This window comes from Rhizobium sp. NZLR1b (assembly GCF_019685155.1).
Classification (GTDB): domain Bacteria; phylum Pseudomonadota; class Alphaproteobacteria; order Rhizobiales; family Rhizobiaceae; genus Rhizobium.
Genome location: NZ_JABDWC010000007.1, coordinates 172,603 through 191,894 on the forward strand (window position 1 = coordinate 172,603; position 19,292 = coordinate 191,894).

Here is a 19,292-nt window from a genome sequence, read left to right on the forward strand (position 1 = left end):
TTTCCGAAAACGGCTAAACCTGAACGCGAGAAGCGCGGGCAACCATGATGCCGGCGAGCACGACGGCAGCGCCGAGCGCCTGCATCGTCCCGATTGCCTCGTTCAACAGTGCCCAGGCAAGGATTGCCGCGACGACCGGCTGCAACAGCAGCGTCAAAGAGGAAAAGGCCAGCGGCAGATAGGCCAGCGCGTAGGTGATCGCCACCTGTCCGCCGGCGTGGCTGATAAAGGCAAGACCGAAGAGGATCGACCAGCCATAGACGGTCGCGGGCAGCATCTGACCTTCGTAAAAGAAGCCGATCGGGAAGATGAAAATGGCAGCGGACGCCGTGCTCCACAGCATGATTCTGATCGTATCGAACCGGCTCCGCAGCCTGCCGATCGCCAGGATGTAGCAGGCGTAGAAGAAGGCAGCGATCATCGCGATGCCATCGCCGCTGAGATCGCCATTGCCGATGGCTGCCGGTCCGCCCTTCAGAACGACGACGCCTGCCAGCGCCAGGGCAAGCCCGAACAGGAAAACGCCGCTGATCCTCGCCCCGAAAAAGACGAAGGCGATCACCGTGACGAAGACCGGTGCGAGGTTGGCCAGCAGCGTCGCATTGGCAACCGAGGTCATGGTGAGCGAAAGGTGCCAGGCGGCGAGGTCGAGCGACAGCATGGCGCCCGGAAGGATCAGCATGCCGTAATCGGAAAGGCTCTGCGGCTTCGGGCCTGCATCCTTTTTCATGAGCGAAACGATGAAGATCGCGATCAGCGCCAGCGCTACGCGCCAGAAGGCCGTGGCCATCGGTCCGACTTCGGACAGCCGGACGAAGATCGGCGAGCCGCCGATCGCTGCCCCGCCCAGAATGAGGGCGGCGAGGGCGAGGCGATTGGAAGGCGAGGCTTCGGAAAGGGTGGAGGCAGCCTGCGACATGATCTTGATGCTTCTTCTAAGCCACCCGGATGCCCGGCGGCGGGACAATACCGCGAGGAACTATCAGAAGTCGGTCGTCGGCGACAGCCGAGGAGCGACAGATCGATCGAAAATCAGAGCGGATGGATATTTTTAGAGGTTGCCCGCAGCTTGACGGCGATCTCGGACGCGACGAAGAAGGCATGCTCGGTCACCTGCGGCAGGCCCATCAACTCGCCGAATGTACCCCGCGCCAGCGGGCCGGAGATCAGCAGCGAAGGATCGGCCGTTCCCGACGGGCCGATTGCCTCAGAACGCTCGGTGCAGGCAAGGCCGAGGCCGGTCGGATCGAGCGACAGGTGGCCGCTTGTCGCAAGGGCTGCAAGCCAAGGCTGGGTGTCAAGGATGCCGCCATGGGCCGGGCCGGTGGTGACGATGACGGCGTCATAGCACCGCTCCAGCGGCAGGCGCTGATGACGCGGCTGCAGGGCGCACAGAATGAGTTGGCCTTCGATGCGTGCATCCGCGACCGAACCGGCCAGGATGTCGAGGCGGCCCGCGGCAATCGCGGCGTCGAGCACAGCCTCGACCTGCGGCGCGATGCGGAAACGGTGCACATCCCAATAGGGACGCAGATGGCGGACGAGACGGCGTCGCTCAGTGTCCGGCAGCGCCTGCCAGAGATCGTGTCCCTGCGCCCGCACCTGATCGATCACGCCGTGCCAACTAATGCCCTCAGCCTTCGCCGCTTTTATGGCGGCGCGGATCCTTGCCAGCAGCGAGCCGGAAGAATGTGCCGCATCCACGACGAAGTCGCCAAAGAGCGGCTGCGGCACCGGCGCGTGCCCGCGCGAACGCAGACCGCGGCGCGAGATCGCGGACACCGGACCGTCATGTCCGCGCTCAGCAAGCGAGGCGATGACATCGGCGGCCGTCAGGCCGTTGCCGATGACCAGTACCCGGTCATGCGGGCGGATCACCTCGAGCGCGCCCGGCTTCGTGGTATCGGCGACGAAACGGGGATGGGCCGCAAGCCGGCTCGCCAGCCGGCCGGGGGCTGCGGGCGGCGGATGGCTGGTGGCGATCGCGACGATATCGGCCTCGGTCACGCCGCCCTTATCATCGCGGATGGTCCAGCGGCCGGCACGGCGCTCGACACCGGTCACCGCCGCCTGGCAATGCCGCACGCGACCGTCTTTCACGAGCGGCTTCAGCAGGGAGGCGACATAATCTCCGAACAGCCGGCGCCGCGGGAAGAGCGAGCCATCGGGCTGTCTGGCCTGAGGGTCGCCGGCGACGGCGTCGCGGGCTTCGATCCAGGCCTGGAATTCGCCCTGGTCGTCGGGCTGCAGGCTCATCTTGGCGGCCGGGACATTGATGCGGTGGGCGGGATCGGCCGTGTCGTAGGCAAGGCCGCGGCCGAGTTCGGCGCGCGGCTCGAAGACCAGGATGACGGGAGGCTCGCCGTAGTTCGCCCGGGCGAGGTGATAGGCGACGCCGGCGCCGGAGACGCCGCCACCGATGATAGCGACGACGGGCCGTTCGGACTTCGGGAAAGGCTTAGACTGCATGGTGGCCGGATCATCGCTTTCGATGCCCAAGCATAGAAGCCGGGCATGGGTCGCGCAATCCTCCCCGGCAATTGTCTATAAATATTGTGTAGATTCAATCTATGCCGATATCGTCATCGAAAAATCGGGGTTGCCGCGGATCGTGTTGCTCACCGTGCAGATTTCATCCTCGGCTGCATGGACGATCTTCTGCCGGGTTTCCTCGTCGATGTCGCCCTTGATCGAGAAGGCGATATTGAACCTGGCAACACGCGAAAGACCTTCCGTCGCCTTCTCGCCGGTGACCTCGGCAGTGATCTCGCCGATCTTGTCGAGAACACCCATCTGGCTGGCGGCCATGCGGGCGCTGAGCACGAGGCAGGCCGAGAGCGAGGCATAGAGCAGATCGAGCGGATTGAAGCCCGGCTGCGACGGCGAGGTGACGATATCGATCTCACCCCCGGTGGCGGAGGTGACATGCGGAAAACCCGTGCGGCCGAGAACGGCGGTGGCACCGGTCGGGCGGGGACGGGCCTTGAGATCGACCATAATGAAATCCTTTTGACGAACTGTCTGCAGATGGCAATTTCCGCCCGGCGCCGCAACGGGCAAGGGCCGCCCGGCGGTTTCGGAACCTTTGCATTCCCTATCAGTTGATTACACCTGAACGAAATCAGCGACAAAGGTGAATTGCGATGCCTGATGTCCGTAGCGTGGACCGTCAAAGCGGGCGCATGGACGCGCGCGATCGGCTGATCGTTGCGCTCTATGCGCAGCTGAAAGCCGAGCGGGAAACGCGCGAAACGCTGGAATGGGCGATCCGCAACGGCGCCGTCTCGAAGGAAGTGCTTGAAGCGATCGCTGCCGATCCGGTTCCTGTCGTCACCAGCGAGGATATCGCTTCGCTGGAGAAGATCATCGCCCTCGACGAGCGGCGCAAACCAAATCGGAACTAGGCGCAATTCCAGCAAAGTGTGCAGTGGTTTGCATTCGGAATTGCGTGAAAACGAAAAGAGAGGAGATCCGAAATGGCCGATATCACCTATCAGGTCGTGCCGCACGACAATGGCTGGGCCTATAAGCTCGGAGACACGCTTTCGGAAACCTATGCAACGGCCGATGAGGCGATAGTCCATGCCAAAGACGCTGCGTCACGCCAGAAGATCGGCGATGGCGACGCGCTGCTCGCCTATCCCGCGGCCGATGGCGGCGGCTGGGCATTTCAGGAAATCGAAACCGATAAGAGCAACAGTCGGCTCTGATTTGCAGCGAGGATGGAATGGCCGCGCGGGCAGGCTGGAAAGGTCATCTGAAAGTGGGTGACCTTGCCTGTGCCGTCGGGCTTTACACCGCCATTTCCTCCTCCGACCGCGTCTCCTTCAACATCATCAACCGCAGGACCGGCCATCGGGTGGAGCGGCAATTCGTCGACGGCGAGACCGGCGGTCGAGCGCGACGAACAGGTCAAGGGCTATCCGCTGGAGAATGGCGATTACATCGTCATCGAGGACGACGCGTGCCTTAAACCCGTCGCGAGACAATTTCTCTTTGGCTACTGAATGGACAGTCAAACGACGCGACATCATGACGTGATTTTATCGGCTGGATTCGCGGAATGAGTTCGCTTAAAGTCGCGCCGCATAGCGAAGTGAGACGTGCCGCTTCAACAGGCTTGGGCCACTGGGCAGGTTTGCCCTGGCTGTATCGCCCGCCGGAACGGGCAGTTTGCGAAACTAGGACGACGTTATCGAAACGCCCAAACGAATTCGTTCTTCGCGAGCGGAAGCCGAGGAATGCAGAAAATCAGTTCCTGGCTCCGTTCAATCGAATACCGGCATGCCTTGATCGTGGCGAACAGCCGGAGTTTTCCAGATTGATCTATGTGAGCCTTTGATGACGATAGAAGATGCAGCTTTAGCAAGACACCACTATCCGGCGGGCTACCACCGGCAGTCTGTGCCCCGGTGGCGCGTCAGACGCGATGTGCTGGCAAAACTTGTTCTTACAATAGCATTTTATGCTGCTCTTTGGCGGGCCACAAGCATGTGGTACGGCCTGCCCGCAAACTTCGAAGACGGCGCATTTGTCGATCCACTTCCGATGAAGCTCTTGCTCTACAGCCTTATTCCTTTGTCGGGCTTGTATTTTCTGTTGGAGCAAAAGCAGTTCCTGCGGGTCTTTTCAAGGATTTCACCGTTCATCGTCGTTGTTGGCATTTCGTGCCTGACATCAATAGTCTTCTCCATCGACAAGGCCGCGTCCTTAAAAGGATTGGCCGCGGTCATCGTTCTCGCAATCCCACCTCTTCTGTACCGTGCGCGCTACGGCAATGTCGAAGCGTTCCGGATACTCGGGCGTTTTGCGATAGCGGCGGCATTTATCAACGTTCTCTACACAGTCGCTTTCCCACAATTCGCCATCATGCGTGGCAGCTATGCGGGCATGGTCAAAGGTGCTTTTTATCATAAGAACACGTTGGGACAGTTTTGCTCGGTCAGCTTTGTCTGCCTGTTATCGACGGAAAAGCTCGGCCGGCTTCGTTACAGCACCCTGATACGCTGGGCTGCGATGCTTTGCCTTCTTGCCTTGATTGTGGCAACGAAGTCCTCGACAGCAGTCGTCTTGACGATGTTCGGCAGCATGATGCTGTACGGCGTTCGCATTATTCACATCTACCCGAACCGTCTTTTTCGTTCCTTCGTCGTTTTCCTGTTGTTCGTGATCGTCGGCTTCGGCGCCAGCTTCATTTATCTCGGGGTGGCCTCAGCAGTTGCAGAAGCATTCGGCAAAGACATTACTTTCTCAGGCCGCACCAACATCTGGGAACAGCTATTGCCATTGATATGGGATAAGCCCCTAACCGGTTATGGCTTTGCGATGTTTCGTCAGCCCGAGGTCATGGAGCAATATGTCAAGGTTACCTTCGATGCCCGCTCGACCCACAACACCTATCTTGAGTTAGCGCTGAATATCGGCATTCCAGGCATTGCCGCATGGAGTTTGTTTTTGCTGACCCGCCTGTTCAGGAAGATGACCATCGTCGACGCCGATCCGGCCGAATCCGGCGCCAGGCGAAAGGAGATTGCCATCATCATCCTCATCATGCTTGGAGCCATGACCGAGGCAGGCATGATGCTGGCACCGTTCATTCTCTGGCCCCACATGGTCATGGCGCTCTCCGAACTGCGTCCCAGGTTGCGGACAAACCGGAATCTACACCAGCCCTGAGCCTGAGGGAAGGGCTCGACGTCTGGCGCGCCTCCCGGATGGCTTGTATGGCGTTGGCACGCGCCCCAGTTCCAGCGCTGCCAGCGATAGGTCGATCTAGATCGAGAGATAGCGCTTCTGCCAAGGCAGCCTATGCTCCTGCCATGCGCGCGGCGTGAAGTCGTCATAGGCCGTCTCGGCGATCGCCAGCATCCAATTCTGCGCCTTGCGGGCCAGCAGCACGCAGGACAATTCCATGCCAGGCGCAACGGTGACGGAAGGCCGGTTGGCGCCTGGAATATCGATCCCCTTGTCCCGCCACTGGATGCGGATCTCATCGGGCTCGGATGACCATTGGCCAGACGAAACGGACGCTTTTCCGTCGGGCTTGAAGGCAAGCGGCGGCGGGGTGACGTTCAGGAAGCTGCCGTCATTGAAATAATTGCCATCGATATCACCCGCGGTCGCTTTGCCCTTTCCCTTCAAAACGATATCCTGCTCGCAGCGCAGGAATATGTTGCGCCGGAAGCTCCCGGACCACGGACGGTTGGCGAAGAATGCGATGTCGCATTGGCTGATGACGTTGTCGTGGATATCAATGTCTTTGCGAAATGCCTGTTCCTGATCCGAAAAACCGCTCAGGCTGACGCCGCGATTGGTGTTCTCGATCCAGTTGTCATAGACGTGGTGGCCGGCGTGGTCGGCCTTGTCGCCGATGCCGTAGCCGAAGGAATAGTCATTCATCCTGCCGTCGCGCATGATGTTGCTGCGGACGACGGCTTCGTCGCCGATCGACGAAAAGGAAAAATTCTTGCCGCCGATGAAGTTGTATTCGACAAGGTATCGTCTTGTTTTGTCGCAGACCAGTGCACCCTTGTTGGATGTGCTCGTCGGCGACTGAAGGAAGAGGTTGCCGCGGATCGTGACATCGGAGCTGATATTGTCGTCGCTGTTTTGATAGGCAAACTGGCAACAATCTGCGCCCTCGCCCGGCGCCTCGCCCATGCGGTTGTTCTCCAGCAACACATGCGCCGTCTTCGTGAGATAGATGCCGTCGCCCCTGACATTCTCCGTTTCGCATCGCCTGACGGTGAGATTTTGGCCGTTGTGAAATTTGAAGCCGCGAGGCGAATTCTTGACGATCACGTCCTCCACCACCGTATCGGAAAACACCTGATAGGCGACGCCGATATCGTCAGCCCCGTCGATGACCTGTCCCCTTGTCGCGGCGCCGTGAATTTTCTTTCGCAGGATGGCGGGCATGGCATTTCCCTTCGATAGCGGTGCAGCGGGATTTAAGCAGAGGAGGTGTGGCGGATGTTTGAATATTCGGAAATCATCTACTCCCGATCATATCCTGTGTCAGCTTACGAAGCGCCCATCCCGGAGAAACGACATTCACGACGCGATAACCGTTTCCGGACAGGAAGACGGCGAGCTTCTCCATGCTTTTCTTCGTTCGGGCAATGCCGTGAAAAAGGATGACTGTGTCGTTCATCACCTGTCCGCTAAACCGGCCGCTGTCGATCAATGCCGAATAGCCAAAAATTCGAATGGCTTCGTTGTGGCGTACGAATTCCTTAAATCGGAGTCGATTTAAGGATAAGTTGTGCGGCATTCAAAGTGCTACAGCATCTGAAAAGACGTTTGCGCTGTCGAGAAAGAGAAATGCGAGCACGTGACGACCAGCATCAGACATATCGCTAAACTCGCAGGAACGTCAGTCTCGTCGGTCTCGCGTGTGCTCAACAACAGCGGTTACGCCTCGCCCGAGCTCAGGGACCGCGTCGAGGCGGCAATCCGAACACTGAACTACACCCCCAGCAAGGGTGCCCGTATGCTGCGCGGTGCACCAAGCCGGATGATCGGACTGATGCTGCCGTCGATTGACGTGCCGTTCTTCGGCATCCTCGCCCATGCCATCGAACAGGAGTTGTTTCAGCACGGCTATCAGACGCTGATCTGCAGCACGGCGGAAAATATCAATCACGAGGCACGCTATATCTCCATGCTGCTCGCCCAGCGCGTCGATGGGGTCATCGTCGCAAGCGCTTTCGGCAGCATCGAGCATTTCGGGGCACTGCGGGACGCCCACATTCCGATCATCGCCATTGACCGCGAGCTGAAGGGCATCGCCGACGACGCGGTGATGGCCGATCATGAGGACGGCGGTCGGCTGATGGCGCGCCATCTCATCGGCCTCGGCCACCGGGCGATCGCCATCGTCGGGGCGCCGGCACACAGCCAGCCTATCCAGCTGCGCCTTCAAGGCATCAAGGCGGAAATGGCGAAAGACGGCATCACGCCTGCCGCCGTGGCAATGGCGGAAGAGCACAGCTTTGCCGAGACCTACCGGCTGGCGCGAGAATTGCTGGCGTCTCGACCGGAGGTCACCGCGATCATCGGCACCACCGACGTTTCCGCGATTGCCGCAATTCATGCGATCCAGGATCGCGGATTTTCCGTTCCGAACGATTATTCGGTCGTCGGTTTCGACGACCTGCCAGAGGCAGCCTACGTCTTTCCACGGCTGACAACGGTCGCGCAGCCGATCCGCAATGTCGGGCAGCAGGCAGCACGGCTGCTGGAAGCGCTGATCGGGGACCAGCAAACGGGGCACGGATCTCGACAGGGTTCGATCGTCAAAGTGCCGGTCACGCTGATCGCGCGCGATTCCACCGGCCCCGTCCGCAGCGGAAAAAACCCGCTTTAGGGCCGGACGATGACCTTGATCTCGCCTGGCAATGGCGCGTTGCCCACCGCGTCGGCGACCTCCTCGAGACCTATGGTTTTGGTGACCAATGCGTCCAGTTCCAATGCCCCGCTTGCCACCAGTGCCGCGGCGCGCGAATGGGTGAAGGGGTTGAGGTAGGCCGGCCTTATGTCGACTTCATTGATCAGAAGATCGAAGGGCAGAACCGGCACCTCGACACCTGTCGGCGTCACCCCGAAAAGCACAAAGGTACCACCGCGCCGCGCCATCCTCAGGCCGCTTTGCAGAGTTTCGCTCACGCCGGCGCACTCGATGACCACGTCTGCGCCGACTTTGGTGATCTCCCGAACACAAGCGATTGTGTCCGAAGAGGTCGGGTCGAAGGCGTGGGTGGCCCCCAGGCGCAGAGCGGTTTGGCGTCTCGATTGCTGGCGCGTGATCAAAATGACCTTGCCTGCCCCAGCCAGACGAGCCAGTTGCACCATCAAGAGGCCGATCACTCCCCCGCCGAGGATAGCGACGCCGTCGCCGGGACGGATCCTTGCCTTGTCGATGGCATGGATACAGCAGGCCAGCGGTTCACAGAAGGCGCCGTGAACGGGATCGAGGTCGGCCGGCAACAGGAATGCCTGCGCGTGCGGCACCGCCACGTATTCCGCAAAGCCGCCATCCCGTGTCACTCCGATGGCGGTCAAGCTCTCGCACAGGTTCGGCCGCGCTTGCGCACAAGCCGGACAGGTGCCGCAGGCGATATTCGGGTCGACCGTCACCAACTCGCCGCCAGTAAACCGGGCGACTTCATTGCCAATCTCTTCGACTATGCCGCAAAATTCGTGGCCCATGGTGACGGGGATAGAAGTCGGGTATTCGCCCTTGTACATGTGTCGGTCGGAACCGCATATGCCTGCCGCCGCGACCCGGACCAGCAGCTCGCCAGGTCCGGCAACCGGTTTCTCAACGCTGCGCATGGTCAAAGACCCGATCGACTCCAAGCGTACAGCCCTCATTCCACTCCTCCAGACCTCAAGTTCGATTGCCTATTCCTGCTGATTAGGCCAAGCGCTCAGCTCATGACATTGCCGCCGTCGACATTGTAGCATTGCGCCACGATATATGCTGCATCAGGCCCGGCCAGGAAGGCTGCCATGGCAGCCTGTTCCGCAGCGGCGCCAAATCGTCCGGCGGGGACGGCGGCGGCCACGCGAGCCTTCACCTCGCCGGGTTTCAAACCTTCCCGGCTGCCGAGTTTTGCATCGACGACGTCCCACATCGGCGTATCGACGACGCCGGGAGCGATGGCGTTGACGTTGATCCCGTAACGGATCAGCTCCAGAGCGCAGCTTTGCGTGATGCTGATGACGGCCGCCTTGGAAGCGCAGTAAGCCACCGCCGGTCCTTCGCCCCGACGTCCAGCCTGAGACGAGAAGTTGATGATGCGCCCACCTTCTCCTCTCTCCACCATGTGCCGGGCAACGGCCTGTGTCATGAAAATCAGGCCTTCGATATTGACCTGAAACACCTTCGCGGTTCGCTCCCGGGTTATTTCCAGAATAGACTCGACATCGTAAATGCCTGCGGCGTTGACTAGGATGTCGATCTTGCCGGCGGCGGCGATGGAAAAGCGCAGGGCTTCTTCGATGCTGTCCTGGCTGGTCACATCAAGTGCTAAACCCCAGGCATCAGCGCCGATCGTCTCGGCCACCCGCGCGCAGCGTCCACCGTCGAGATCCGCGACGACAACCTTGGCGCCGTCAGCGGCGAAGCGTTCGCATACCGCTTTGCCAATACCGCTGGCGCCTCCGGTGACCAATGCCACCTTGCCGGAGAGCCGCGCGTTTTCTGTATATGTCATCGCGCTGCCTCCCCGATCGTCGCTAAACCGGCAAAGTCGCCATGCACGGCGGCCATTATGCATCGCTTCATGTTTGCTCCTCCCTTTTTGACTGGACGCTCGTCGGAGCCGCCCTCTGCCGAGGCGACGCCTATCGGCTAGGCCGGGTTAGGCTCCTTCGCCTCCCGCAGCAGAACAGACATGTCGGGGATACCGTCGGTGGCCGTCGCACCCGTCAGGCAACGCGCAGCAGCAGCATGGGCGACGGCGCAGATATGCTCGACAGGCCAGTTCTCATGCAGGCCGTAGAGCACGGCGGCACAGAAGGCGTCTCCCGCGCCGACAGTACTGACGATGTCATGGGGATCGACGGGTCGTGAACGCGTCATGATCGGGGAGGCGCCGGGCGCGAACCAGAGACAGATTTCCGGCGCGTGGATGATCGCTCCCTTCGTGACGCCCGCGGCAAGCAGGCGCTCGCCCGCCTTCAAAAGCCCCGCCTCGATCAAATCTCCGTTCGCATCGCGAACGATAGTGCCGGTTGCCCGACCCGCCTCCATCTCGTTGATGATCAGGAAGTCGCAGAAGGGCAGAGCGACGCCGACGTTGGCTGCAAATTCCGGGTCTTCACTCGAGACGAAATCGACGCAAGTCGTAAGCCCAGCGCGGCGTGCGGCTTCGAGCAGGCGCGAGGCGCCCGAAAGACCGTCGGCCCCTATTCGGTCGAGACCCGGCAACAGCATGAGATAACCGAGGTAGAACAGCCGATAGCCGGCTTCGGCGAAGGTCGCGGGTGAGATGCGCTTGTCCGTGACGGCATCGTTGGCGCCGCCATGATAAAAGAAGGTCCGGTTCTGACCGGGCACATTCATCACATGCGTATGCGCCGTCACCCGGTCGGCAAGCGCTGTGAGACCATCGACATCGACGCCGGCCACTGCAAGCCTGGATTTGACGATCTCTCCGTCCGGATCGGCGCCGATGCATCCCGCCGCCGCCAGTCTTCCGGGAAATCCAAGCGAGGCAAGATCGGTGACGACATTGGCAGCCCCGCCCCCAACGCCCAGATCCTGGTGCAGGATATGCGCAAGATTGCCCTGTTCTGGCCAATAGGACAGGGTGTGGACGCGATCGACAATGAAATTTCCGGCGCAAACGATGCCGCCCTGCTTGCGACTGTCGCGCTGGTGAACCTCCTCCCCGGTTCGCATCAGCAGACCCCTTCGTTCCACAAGGGCCTGAGCGGCGGCTCGTCTTCCTCGATCGCGGCAAAGCGCCCGATCGGCTCCAAAAAGAAATTATCGCTGTTGTCGTCGTTGACCTGGCTGACCTCGCCGACAAGGACAGGTCCGCCGCCTTTCCTGCCGTAAAAGCGGTGGTAAAGCCCGGTGCGGATGGTCACGCTCTGGCCAGGTCGAAGAACCAGCGGCTCCCATGCAGCGAGCCGGCGCGGCAGCCCGTCGACCGGAACCGTCACATCATCCTTCAGCAGATGGCCATCGGTATCGGTGGCGGCGAATTCGATGACGAGATCGCCGCCGGCGCGATTGATGATGTCTTCCATCTTGGCTGCATGACGGTGTGTCGGCGTGAGCTGCCCTTCCTCGACGAAGAGCAGCTTTTCGGCATAGGTCCGTTCACCCTCGACATCAACGATGCCATTGCGCAGGCAAAACAGCACGAGGCCGCATTCGGCAAATCGGTTCGAGCCGAAATCGGTGACATCCCACCCGAGTTGATGGGCGCGCAAATAGGCCGATGCCTCGGGATGAAGGGCAAAATCCGCCGCTGTCCAATAGCCCCATGCCGGCAAGGACCAGTGCCAACGTTTAAGGGTCGCGATTGCTCGCTGCAACGCGGCATTGATCTCGGAGCGCTGCATCAGAGGGACGCCCCCTCATACTCGACCGGCACGACGACGTCCTCACGGCCGGATTTCAGAGCTGCCGTCAGGACCGCATGATGCGCCTGCGCCTCCGCCGGCGTCGCACAGCCGAACCCGTTCGCATTGCCTCCGGCAAGCTCGTCGAGGAAGGCCGCCCACATCTGCTGGATGGCGTCGGCAAAACCGAATTCGAAGATCTTGCCGGTTATGGCTGGAAACAGCGAGCCGTATCCGAGATCCTCGGTGCTCCAAGCCTGCGCGCCGCCGTTGTAATCCATCCACTGCCACTGACGCGGCGACTTGGTGCTGAAGAATGCGCTTTTCTTCATGCCGAGAACGCGGATGTACCAGGTGTTGGATTCGCCGGGCGCGATGCGCCAGGTTTTCAGCACCATCGGGAAATCCTGATTCCCGGCGCTCACGCGGCTGCTGATCGTCGCATTGTCCCAGGTGGTGCAGGGCAGCATGCCGCCCTTGCCGTCCGGACGTTCGGTGACCTTTTTGACCAATTGCGCATGCAGGGTCGTCGGTCGCCAGCCGAGACGCAGCGGCACGTGCAGCACATGCATGCCGAGATCACCCATGCAGCCATAGTCGCCGTTGATCTCGGCCATGCGCTTCCAGTTGATCGGCTTTTGCCGGTCGATATCCGAAGAGTGCAGGAAACCTGCCTCGACTTCGATTATGTCCCCCATCTCGCCGCTCTTTGCGAGGGCGATGACCTTCTGTGCGCCGGGAAAGAACGGCATTTCCGACGAACAGCGGACCAGGAGTTCGGGGTGCTCGGCGAGAACCGCCATGATCTCCCGGTTCTGAGCCGCGTCCATGCCGAAGGGCTTTTCGCCGAGAAGATGCTTTCCGGCCTTCAGCACGTCGACATAGAATTGCTGGTGCAGCACATGCGGCAGAGCACAATAGACTGCATCGACCTCGGGATTGGCCAGAAGCTCCTTATAGTCGGCGGTGACCTGGCGAACGGTCGGCACATGATCCCTGAACCAGTCGAGCAGCGTCGCATTGGTATCGCAGACGGCGACAATTTCCGGTCGCGCCTTCACATCGGCCAGATGCAGCCAGCGCGCCGCGGCACTCGCGAACTCGCGCCCCATCAGACCGCAGCCGATGACGCCGAAGCGGAATATTTTCGTCATGACATGTCCTCCCAGACGCGTCAGCCAAGATGCAGCGAGGCTTGCTCGACGGAAGCCTTGTCATGGACGATCGCCATCAAGGCCTGCGTCATGCCGCCGGGATTCTTGTGTTGAATGACGTTGCGGCCATAGACGATGCCACGGGCGCCCTGCTCCATCAACTGCTTGGTGCGGGTCAGGATTTCCTGATCCGTAACGCGGCCGCCGCCGCGCACCAGCACCGGCAGGCCCTGGGCGATCTCGACCACACGGTGATATTCCTCGACATTGTCGCATGGGTCGGCCTTGATGATATCAGCGCCGAGTTCGGCCGCCTGGCGCACAAGCGGCAGGATCTTGTCGATCGCACCATCGACCATATAGGCGCCCTTGGAATTGTCCTGCATGACGAGCGGCTCGACCATCAGCGGCATGCCGTAGATCTCACATTGGCGCTTAAAGCTGTTCACATTGCGCACACAGGCACGATAGACTTCCGGCTGGTCCGGCAGCATCAAAAGATTGACGACGACACAGGCAGCATCCAAGGCAACGCCCTGTTCCACCGGCCTGTCGATCATTTCGGAAAACAATTGAGATGGCAGGGGATTGCCATAGATATTTGCGATGTCGGTGCGCAGCACCAGCGCCGGGCGATGCTTGCCGGGAATGGCCTGCAGAATGGGTGCGGTCCCCGGCGGAAGCTGAATGGCATCCGGCGCCGCCTGCGCGATCACCTCGATGGCTGTCTTCATATTCTCGATGCCGGCAAGGAATGTTCGTTCATTGAACATGCCGTGATCGATAGCGACGTCAAAACAATTTCCGGACACGCCGAAAAGTCGGTTCAACCGTGCGGACTTCATCAAGCTCCTCCCTGATATGGCAACGTTTCCACATTCAAATAAATCGGGCAGGAATGCGAGTCAACAAGATGTGGTAACGTTTCCATACCCGCTGATTATCGCGCCAGGCAGTTTTCCAATTCGGACGAGGCGCTGCTCGCGCCTCGTCCCGAAAGCGCTACCAGCAGGTGAACCCAGCATCGACGTTGACGATGGCGCCGGTCATCAGGCTGGCAGCGCCTGAGGCGAGGAAGAGGACCGCGCTTGCGACCTCCTCCGGCGTTCCCATCCTGCCCATCGGCGTGTCGGCGAGCCAGATTGGAATCCGCTCGCGATTGGCTTCGACGGCCACCACCATCGGTGTCTCGATGTAGGTGGGCGCGACGGCGTTTACCCTGATGCCATGCTGCGCCCATTCGGCGGCCAACGAGCGCGTGAGGTGATGGACTGCCGCCTTGGAGACGTTGTAGGCCGTCTGCGGCTGCGGCCGGTTGCAGATGTGCCCCGACATCGAGCCGAGGTTGACGATGGCGCCCCGCTTCATCGAGATCATGTGACGACCGAAGGCGCGCGAGCACCAGAAGACGCCGTTGAGATTGACGTCCATCATGCGCAGCCAATCGGCATCGGTGAGATCCTCCGCCGCGATGCCGTTCTGACCGATCCCGGCATTGTTGACGAGGATCGTCGCCGGCCGGGCTCCGCCGGCAAGCTCATTGGCTATTGCGTCCATTCGGCCGGCGTCGGTGACGTCGCCCACCCGGACTTCGATATCGTACCCCTTATCGCGTAGCGCAAGCGCTTGCTGGGCGTCGGCCTCGCTGCGTTCGATGACGACGACAGCGGCGCCTGCCTCCGCCAGCGCCTCGGTGCAGCACAGCCCGATCGCACGCCCTCCCCCCGTGACCACCGCACGTTCACCGTCGAGGCGAAATTTCTCCTGGTAGCTCATATCAGGCTCCTTCAGATGTCGAATGCGCTTGGAAGTACCACGATATCGCGGATGGTGACGTTGCGCGGCCGGGTCAGCATGAAGATGATCGCGTCGGCGACCTCCTTGGGCTCGATCAAAGCTCCAGCCTCCTTGGCCTTGCGAAGGTTTTCCTCCGGCCAATCCGCGAGCAAAGCGCTGATCACCGGCCCGGGAGACACCGATCCCACGCGAATGCCGTTTTTCAGAAGCTGGCGTCGCATCGTCTGGACGAAGCAGGTCATCGCCCACTTCGATGACGAATATACCGGTTCCCATGGGATCGCCGAATGTCCAGCGACGGAGCTGGTGACGACAATGTCGCCAGTGCCCCGTTCGATCATGTGAGGAATGACATTGTGAACGTTCTTGATGACGACATTCACGTTAAGATTGAGCATCCGATCGATCGTATCGAGGTCGGTTTCCACAAGGTCGCCGCCGATATAGGTGCCCGCATTGGCATGCAGAATATCGAGTTTGCCGGCCTTCGACAGGACTCCCTCGAGCAGTCCCGCACACTCGTTCGGATTCAGTAGATTGATCACGAGCGGAATAGCGCGCTCGCCAAGCCGATCGCAAACCGTCTCAAGTGCCTTCTCATCCCGGTCCACCAGCACGACGGTGGCGCCCGCGGCGAGCATTGCCTCCGTCGAGGCCAATCCTATGCCGGACGCTGCGCCCGTGACCGCCGCGATCTTCCCCTTCAATTCCTGCATCGATTTCTCCTCCTGCTTGATCCTGATTGCTAATTCTTCCCGACGCCGCAGGCGGCGTGATAGTCGGCGAGACTGTTCATCACTCTCCAGATCAGAACCTCATCCGGATCGAGCGGCGCGTCTGCAAAATCCTGCGCGGCCGGCATATACTGCCAAAACAATGGCAGCGGGACGGATTGCCCTCGAAGGGCCCTGCACAGGCGCCGGACGGCATCTTGCCCTTCAGCCGACGCCCAATAATAGCGGATGCGGTCGGACAGCGAGTAATGTCGCAACCAACGCATCTCGGCTTTTGTCCCTTGGTAATGGCGGCTCCAATTGCCCGGCTGATCGAGCATCAGCGCTTCCATCGCCGCATAGAGCGGACGCTGGCCGTAGTCGGGCAAGAGGTCCGAAGCGATCGCGTCGAGCGCGTAGAGCGCTTCACGCAGGACGAAGGTCAACTCGGGACCGACCTTCAGAATGGGGAACCCGTCCTTCACCAGCGCGGTCAACGGCCTGGTCCGCTGATAATCCGTCGAGTGGGCCTCGAACACAAATTGCGGCTCGTCGATGAGCACCGATTTCAAGCCGTCTATCTTGCTGCGGTCGTAGAAGATAACATTCTGATTGCCGAACTCGACGCCCGGCTGAACGACCAGCCCGATCGCCCGTTCAAACGCTTGCCCGAGTCCAGCCTCCGCAAATATCCGGCGGTGGACGTCGATCGTCTTCAGCGCCGCCGCGGCAGCCGTCGGCTCGATCGTCGTCAAGGTATGGTCGGCCCCGCCGGGCGGCGGCACTTCGGTGCCGATGACGTAAGCCGGCATTGCGCCTCCGGTCTTCCTGGCCGAAGCCTCGGCGACCGCGGCAAGCCGGGCGGCGCGATGGGCGGTGGTTTCGTCGTCGAGCGCCGTCGGCTCGCCCTTGCAGCCCATCGAGGCGTCCAGGTGAATCTTGCGGAATCCGGCGTCGACATAGGCGGCAACCATCTTCTCCGCCTCGGCCATGGCCTCTTCCGCCGGGCGGTCGCGCCAGGGATTGGGGCCGAGGTGATCGCCACCGAGAACGATCAGTTTTTCGGGGCAACCCTCCTCCGCCGCGATCGTCATGACGAGGGACGCGAAGTCGCTTGGCGTCATCCCGGTATAGCCGCCGAGATGATTGACCTGGTTGCAGGTCGCTTCGATCAGCACGGTGCTCTCCTGTTGCCGCCCGTGTCGGAGCGCAGCTCGAAGCACGATCGGATGGGCGGAGCACACGGAGGTCACGCCTCTCGGGTGGCCTTCGATCCTCTGCCTGGCCAGTTCGTTGAGATGCACCTGCATTACCGCCGCCTTTCCGTTGAAGCGATAAACGCATCGAGTTCTGAGCGGCTGCCGGCGCCTTCCATCGGACCCAGCACCATGACGTTGCGGGCGCCGGCGGCCGAGGCATAGGTCAGAGCCTGCTGCGGAGACATTCCGAGCCGCCGGCAGGTGAGATAGGCACCGCCGAAGCAGTCGCCGGCGCCCGTAGGGTCGACCTCCCGAACGACAAAGGCCGGAGCATCGACGCGGTCTCCCTGGCTGCCGAAGTAGGTCGCGCCGTCGGCTCCGCGCTTCAGCACGATCTCCTTGACGCCAATCTCGAACAGGCGCCCGATCGCTTCTGCCTCGCCTTCGACACCTGCGGCACGCTCGAGCTCCTCTCCGGAAGGCAGAAGCAGATCGGCGGCGGCGACAAGCTTGGAAAACCGGCGCTCGGTGTCCTCGTCCAGCTTCAGCTCTTTGCGAAGGTTCGGATCCACCGACAGCGTTCCCCCGCGCGCCTTGACGATGTCGACCGCCTTGTCGATCACCGCGCGCGCACTCGGAACCGACAGGGCGGAGCCCATCACGTGAAGATGTCCGCTCCGGTCAATGAGATTGCCGACCAATTCAGACCAGCCGAAGCGCGCGGCGGCCGAGGTGGCGATGTTGTAGACGAAATCTCTGGAGCCATCCTTCCGGTAACGAACGAAGGCGCTTCCCGTCGGATAGTCCGGATCAATCGAGATCGCCGAAACATCGACGCCGTCGCGTTTGAGGCGATCGGTATTGACGCAGCCGAAATCGTCATCGCCGACGGCGCCCACCATTGCCGCCTTACCGCCGAGGCGGCCGCACTGCGAAATGAAGATCGCCGGCGCTCCGCTCGCAAACGGACCGACGAGCGGCTGGGCTTCGAGGAACCCGTCTCCAACCGTCGTGGCGACGATCTCCACGAGGATCTCCCCCACGCAAACCGTGGGACCAAGCGCGTCCGGAGCCAGTATTGAAGCCATTTGCAATCCTGCTTTCGATCCCTGTTGTCGTTAACTCATCGCCGATGGGACCGGCACACCGTCCTCGCTGCCGAACTCCTCGCTTTCCAGCGACAGAAAGCGCCGGTGCAACATGCATGCCGCCCCGAAGGCCGAACGAAACTCCGCATCATCGTCCACGACGATCTCCGGCGTGGGGAAAGCGATGTTCTGGCCTTCCGACATATGGACCGCTACGCGGGCAGCCACCATCGGGTAGAGGGATGCAACGGAGCCGCCGAGTACGATCCTGTCCGGGTCGAGCAGACGACAGGCCTGCAGCAATGCATATGCGAGATGGCGCGACCAGGTTTCGGCGATATTGACCGCGGCCGGGACGCGATCACGAACGCCGCCAAGGAAATCCTGCAGATCCGCGTCGTCGCGTCCAATAGCCTCGCGATACTGCTTGATGAGCACCTCGCGACCGATCAGTTGTTCAAGCTTCTGACCGCCGCTTCCCGGCACCAGGGTGTGGCCGATTTCTCCCGCCAGACCGTGGCCGCCACGAAACAGCTTGCCATCGATCATGATGCCGCCGCCGACGCCCGTTTCCATCAGCAGAAACAGGGTCACCCCTGCGACGCCGTGACGATAGCTGTCGCCGATCGCAAACGCATTGGCATCGTTTTCGACCGCGATCGGCACGGCGGCTGGGAAGGCTGACCGGGCAATCTCTTTCAACGGCACGTCTCGCCAGCCGATGATCGGCGCCAGCGTGACAAACCCATCCGGACGGACGTGGGACGGCGTCGATAGGCCCAAGCCTTTGCACCTGTCGATCATCCTCTTAGCCATTGCGCCGATAATCAGTTCGATACCCTGCGCCACGGCCTCCTCCACCGTCGAAGACGGTGTGTCGAACGCCATTTTCCGACATGCCCGAACCTCGGCGGAGAGGTCGACAACCACAGCCGATATATGTTCGACGCCGATCTCGATCCCGACGAAGAATGCAGCATCCGGAACCAGTTCGAGCATGATACCGGGACGACCGGCACGGGAATGCTCCAGGCGCTGCTTGCCGCTCTCCTCCGACTCCTGAACGAATCCGCCCTCCGTCAGTTCGGCGACGATCTCTCCCGAGGATGAGCGGTTCATGCCGAGCTTGCGGGCGAGGTCGGCCCGGCTGAGGCTTCGGTGGGCGTAAATCGTCTGCAAGGCGGCGACGATATTGTTCTGCCGGATCCTGCGCGGCGAACTTCCGATGGAGACGGTGTCGTTCATATTTCAGTTCCCTCC

19 protein-coding genes and 2 pseudogenes are annotated in these 19,292 nt (G+C 61.1%); 5 read left to right on the forward strand and 16 right to left on the reverse strand.

Annotated elements, in window-relative coordinates; genetic code table 11:
• Positions 1 to 13: 13 nt before the first annotated feature.
• The 3 genes from HJB84_RS12980 to HJB84_RS12990 all read right to left on the reverse strand — a co-directional run bounded on the left by HJB84_RS12980 (position 14) and on the right by HJB84_RS12990 (position 2,997).
• A complete protein-coding gene (locus HJB84_RS12980) occupies positions 14 to 919 on the reverse strand; it encodes a DMT family transporter (protein ID WP_221116100.1) in 906 nt (301 codons plus the stop codon).
• Between the two features lie 113 nt (positions 920 to 1,032).
• Positions 1,033 to 2,469: an FAD/NAD(P)-binding protein gene (locus tag HJB84_RS12985; protein WP_221116101.1), complete on the reverse strand. Its 1,437-nt coding sequence runs from the start codon at positions 2,467 to 2,469 to the stop codon at positions 1,033 to 1,035.
• A gap of 99 nt (positions 2,470 to 2,568) precedes the next feature.
• Entirely contained in the window at positions 2,569 to 2,997 is a 429-nt protein-coding gene (locus tag HJB84_RS12990) for an OsmC family protein (protein ID WP_221116102.1), read from the reverse strand.
• 146 nt (positions 2,998 to 3,143) lie between these two features.
• On the opposite strand from HJB84_RS12990, the gene HJB84_RS12995 reads away from it, so the two are divergent.
• The 4 genes and pseudogenes from HJB84_RS12995 (at position 3,144) to HJB84_RS13010 (ending at position 5,676) form a co-directional block, all read left to right on the forward strand.
• On the forward strand, positions 3,144 to 3,404 hold the full coding sequence (locus tag HJB84_RS12995; RefSeq protein ID WP_207582896.1) for a hypothetical protein: 261 nt from the start codon (positions 3,144 to 3,146) through the stop codon (positions 3,402 to 3,404).
• Positions 3,405 to 3,476: 72 nt separating this feature from the next.
• Positions 3,477 to 3,710, forward strand: coding sequence for a DUF2188 domain-containing protein (locus tag HJB84_RS13000; protein WP_207582895.1), 234 nt, complete (start codon positions 3,477 to 3,479; stop codon positions 3,708 to 3,710).
• A 17-nt stretch (positions 3,711 to 3,727) separates the two neighbouring features.
• Positions 3,728 to 3,962 (forward strand): annotated as a pseudogene (locus HJB84_RS13005) (Ku protein); the annotation flags it as partial.
• Between the two features lie 379 nt (positions 3,963 to 4,341).
• Positions 4,342 to 5,676, forward strand: a complete 1,335-nt coding sequence (locus tag HJB84_RS13010) for an O-antigen ligase (protein WP_221116103.1) — start codon at positions 4,342 to 4,344, stop codon at positions 5,674 to 5,676.
• A 96-nt stretch (positions 5,677 to 5,772) separates the two neighbouring features.
• Here the strand turns inward: HJB84_RS13010 and HJB84_RS13015 are convergent, their stop codons facing one another.
• Together HJB84_RS13015 and HJB84_RS13020 are read right to left on the reverse strand one after the other, a co-directional pair.
• The gene (locus HJB84_RS13015) at positions 5,773 to 6,918 is read right to left on the reverse strand and encodes a right-handed parallel beta-helix repeat-containing protein (RefSeq protein WP_207582893.1); all 1,146 of its coding nucleotides are present in this window, start codon (positions 6,916 to 6,918) and stop codon (positions 5,773 to 5,775) included.
• A 121-nt stretch (positions 6,919 to 7,039) separates the two neighbouring features.
• Positions 7,040 to 7,153, reverse strand: a pseudogene (locus HJB84_RS13020) (lipase); the annotation flags it as partial.
• Between the two features lie 180 nt (positions 7,154 to 7,333).
• Here HJB84_RS13020 and HJB84_RS13025 point away from each other — a divergent pair.
• Entirely contained in the window at positions 7,334 to 8,368 is a 1,035-nt protein-coding gene (locus tag HJB84_RS13025; protein WP_221116104.1) for a LacI family DNA-binding transcriptional regulator, read from the forward strand.
• On the opposite strand, the gene HJB84_RS13030 is transcribed toward HJB84_RS13025, so the two are convergent.
• The 11 genes from HJB84_RS13030 to HJB84_RS13080 form a co-directional block, all read right to left on the reverse strand.
• Entirely contained in the window at positions 8,365 to 9,375 is a 1,011-nt protein-coding gene (locus HJB84_RS13030; protein ID WP_221116105.1) for a zinc-dependent alcohol dehydrogenase family protein, read from the reverse strand. The genes HJB84_RS13025 and HJB84_RS13030 overlap by 4 nt on opposite strands.
• A 56-nt stretch (positions 9,376 to 9,431) precedes the next feature.
• A complete protein-coding gene (locus HJB84_RS13035; protein WP_207584252.1) occupies positions 9,432 to 10,220 on the reverse strand; it encodes an L-iditol 2-dehydrogenase in 789 nt (262 codons plus the stop codon).
• Between the two features lie 137 nt (positions 10,221 to 10,357).
• Entirely contained in the window at positions 10,358 to 11,410 is a 1,053-nt protein-coding gene (locus HJB84_RS13040; RefSeq protein ID WP_221116106.1) for a carbohydrate kinase family protein, read from the reverse strand.
• Complete coding sequence (locus HJB84_RS13045; protein WP_207582889.1) at positions 11,410 to 12,081, reverse strand: D-lyxose/D-mannose family sugar isomerase; 672 nt, start codon at positions 12,079 to 12,081, stop codon at positions 11,410 to 11,412. Before HJB84_RS13045 ends, HJB84_RS13040 begins: the two co-directional genes overlap by 1 nt.
• Entirely contained in the window at positions 12,081 to 13,235 is a 1,155-nt protein-coding gene (locus HJB84_RS13050; RefSeq protein ID WP_207582888.1) for a Gfo/Idh/MocA family protein, read from the reverse strand. Before HJB84_RS13050 ends, HJB84_RS13045 begins: the two co-directional genes overlap by 1 nt.
• A gap of 20 nt (positions 13,236 to 13,255) precedes the next feature.
• The gene (locus HJB84_RS13055; RefSeq protein WP_221116107.1) at positions 13,256 to 14,080 is read right to left on the reverse strand and encodes a class I fructose-bisphosphate aldolase; all 825 of its coding nucleotides are present in this window, start codon (positions 14,078 to 14,080) and stop codon (positions 13,256 to 13,258) included.
• 157 nt (positions 14,081 to 14,237) lie between these two features.
• Positions 14,238 to 15,011: an SDR family NAD(P)-dependent oxidoreductase gene (locus HJB84_RS13060; protein ID WP_221116108.1), complete on the reverse strand. Its 774-nt coding sequence runs from the start codon at positions 15,009 to 15,011 to the stop codon at positions 14,238 to 14,240.
• An 11-nt stretch (positions 15,012 to 15,022) separates the two neighbouring features.
• On the reverse strand, positions 15,023 to 15,748 hold the full coding sequence (locus HJB84_RS13065; RefSeq protein ID WP_221116109.1) for an SDR family oxidoreductase: 726 nt from the start codon (positions 15,746 to 15,748) through the stop codon (positions 15,023 to 15,025).
• A gap of 29 nt (positions 15,749 to 15,777) precedes the next feature.
• Positions 15,778 to 17,055: a D-tagatose-bisphosphate aldolase, class II, non-catalytic subunit gene (locus HJB84_RS13070; protein WP_221116110.1), complete on the reverse strand. Its 1,278-nt coding sequence runs from the start codon at positions 17,053 to 17,055 to the stop codon at positions 15,778 to 15,780.
• Positions 17,055 to 18,032, reverse strand: coding sequence for a sugar kinase (locus tag HJB84_RS13075; RefSeq protein ID WP_207582883.1), 978 nt, complete (start codon positions 18,030 to 18,032; stop codon positions 17,055 to 17,057). Before HJB84_RS13075 ends, HJB84_RS13070 begins: the two co-directional genes overlap by 1 nt.
• A 30-nt stretch (positions 18,033 to 18,062) precedes the next feature.
• Positions 18,063 to 19,277 (reverse strand): ROK family transcriptional regulator, encoded by a 1,215-nt coding sequence (locus HJB84_RS13080; RefSeq protein WP_207582882.1) that lies wholly within the window; start codon positions 19,275 to 19,277, stop codon positions 18,063 to 18,065.
• Positions 19,278 to 19,292: the final 15 nt, after the last annotated feature.

What these genes read in the sequence shown, in the direction of transcription:
- HJB84_RS12980 (WP_221116100.1), bottom strand. Translation starts at nt 919, where the DNA reads ATGTCGCAGGCTGCCTCCACCCTTTCCGAAGCCTCGCCTTCCAATCGC.
- HJB84_RS13075 (WP_207582883.1), bottom strand. Translation starts at nt 18,032, where the DNA reads ATGGCTTCAATACTGGCTCCGGACGCGCTTGGTCCCACGGTTTGCGTG.
- HJB84_RS13030 (WP_221116105.1), bottom strand. Translation starts at nt 9,375, where the DNA reads ATGAGGGCTGTACGCTTGGAGTCGATCGGGTCTTTGACCATGCGCAGC.
- HJB84_RS12990 (WP_221116102.1), bottom strand. Translation starts at nt 2,997, where the DNA reads ATGGTCGATCTCAAGGCCCGTCCCCGCCCGACCGGTGCCACCGCCGTT.
- HJB84_RS13070 (WP_221116110.1), bottom strand. Translation starts at nt 17,055, where the DNA reads ATGCAGGTGCATCTCAACGAACTGGCCAGGCAGAGGATCGAAGGCCAC.
- HJB84_RS13035 (WP_207584252.1), bottom strand. Translation starts at nt 10,220, where the DNA reads ATGACATATACAGAAAACGCGCGGCTCTCCGGCAAGGTGGCATTGGTC.
- HJB84_RS13060 (WP_221116108.1), bottom strand. Translation starts at nt 15,011, where the DNA reads ATGAGCTACCAGGAGAAATTTCGCCTCGACGGTGAACGTGCGGTGGTC.
- HJB84_RS13050 (WP_207582888.1), bottom strand. Translation starts at nt 13,235, where the DNA reads ATGACGAAAATATTCCGCTTCGGCGTCATCGGCTGCGGTCTGATGGGG.
- HJB84_RS12985 (WP_221116101.1), bottom strand. Translation starts at nt 2,469, where the DNA reads ATGCAGTCTAAGCCTTTCCCGAAGTCCGAACGGCCCGTCGTCGCTATC.
- HJB84_RS12995 (WP_207582896.1), top strand. Translation starts at nt 3,144, where the DNA reads ATGCCTGATGTCCGTAGCGTGGACCGTCAAAGCGGGCGCATGGACGCG.
- HJB84_RS13000 (WP_207582895.1), top strand. Translation starts at nt 3,477, where the DNA reads ATGGCCGATATCACCTATCAGGTCGTGCCGCACGACAATGGCTGGGCC.
- HJB84_RS13065 (WP_221116109.1), bottom strand. Translation starts at nt 15,748, where the DNA reads ATGCAGGAATTGAAGGGGAAGATCGCGGCGGTCACGGGCGCAGCGTCC.
- HJB84_RS13080 (WP_207582882.1), bottom strand. Translation starts at nt 19,277, where the DNA reads ATGAACGACACCGTCTCCATCGGAAGTTCGCCGCGCAGGATCCGGCAG.
- HJB84_RS13015 (WP_207582893.1), bottom strand. Translation starts at nt 6,918, where the DNA reads ATGCCCGCCATCCTGCGAAAGAAAATTCACGGCGCCGCGACAAGGGGA.
- HJB84_RS13010 (WP_221116103.1), top strand. Translation starts at nt 4,342, where the DNA reads ATGACGATAGAAGATGCAGCTTTAGCAAGACACCACTATCCGGCGGGC.
- HJB84_RS13045 (WP_207582889.1), bottom strand. Translation starts at nt 12,081, where the DNA reads ATGCAGCGCTCCGAGATCAATGCCGCGTTGCAGCGAGCAATCGCGACC.
- HJB84_RS13040 (WP_221116106.1), bottom strand. Translation starts at nt 11,410, where the DNA reads ATGCGAACCGGGGAGGAGGTTCACCAGCGCGACAGTCGCAAGCAGGGC.
- HJB84_RS13055 (WP_221116107.1), bottom strand. Translation starts at nt 14,080, where the DNA reads ATGAAGTCCGCACGGTTGAACCGACTTTTCGGCGTGTCCGGAAATTGT.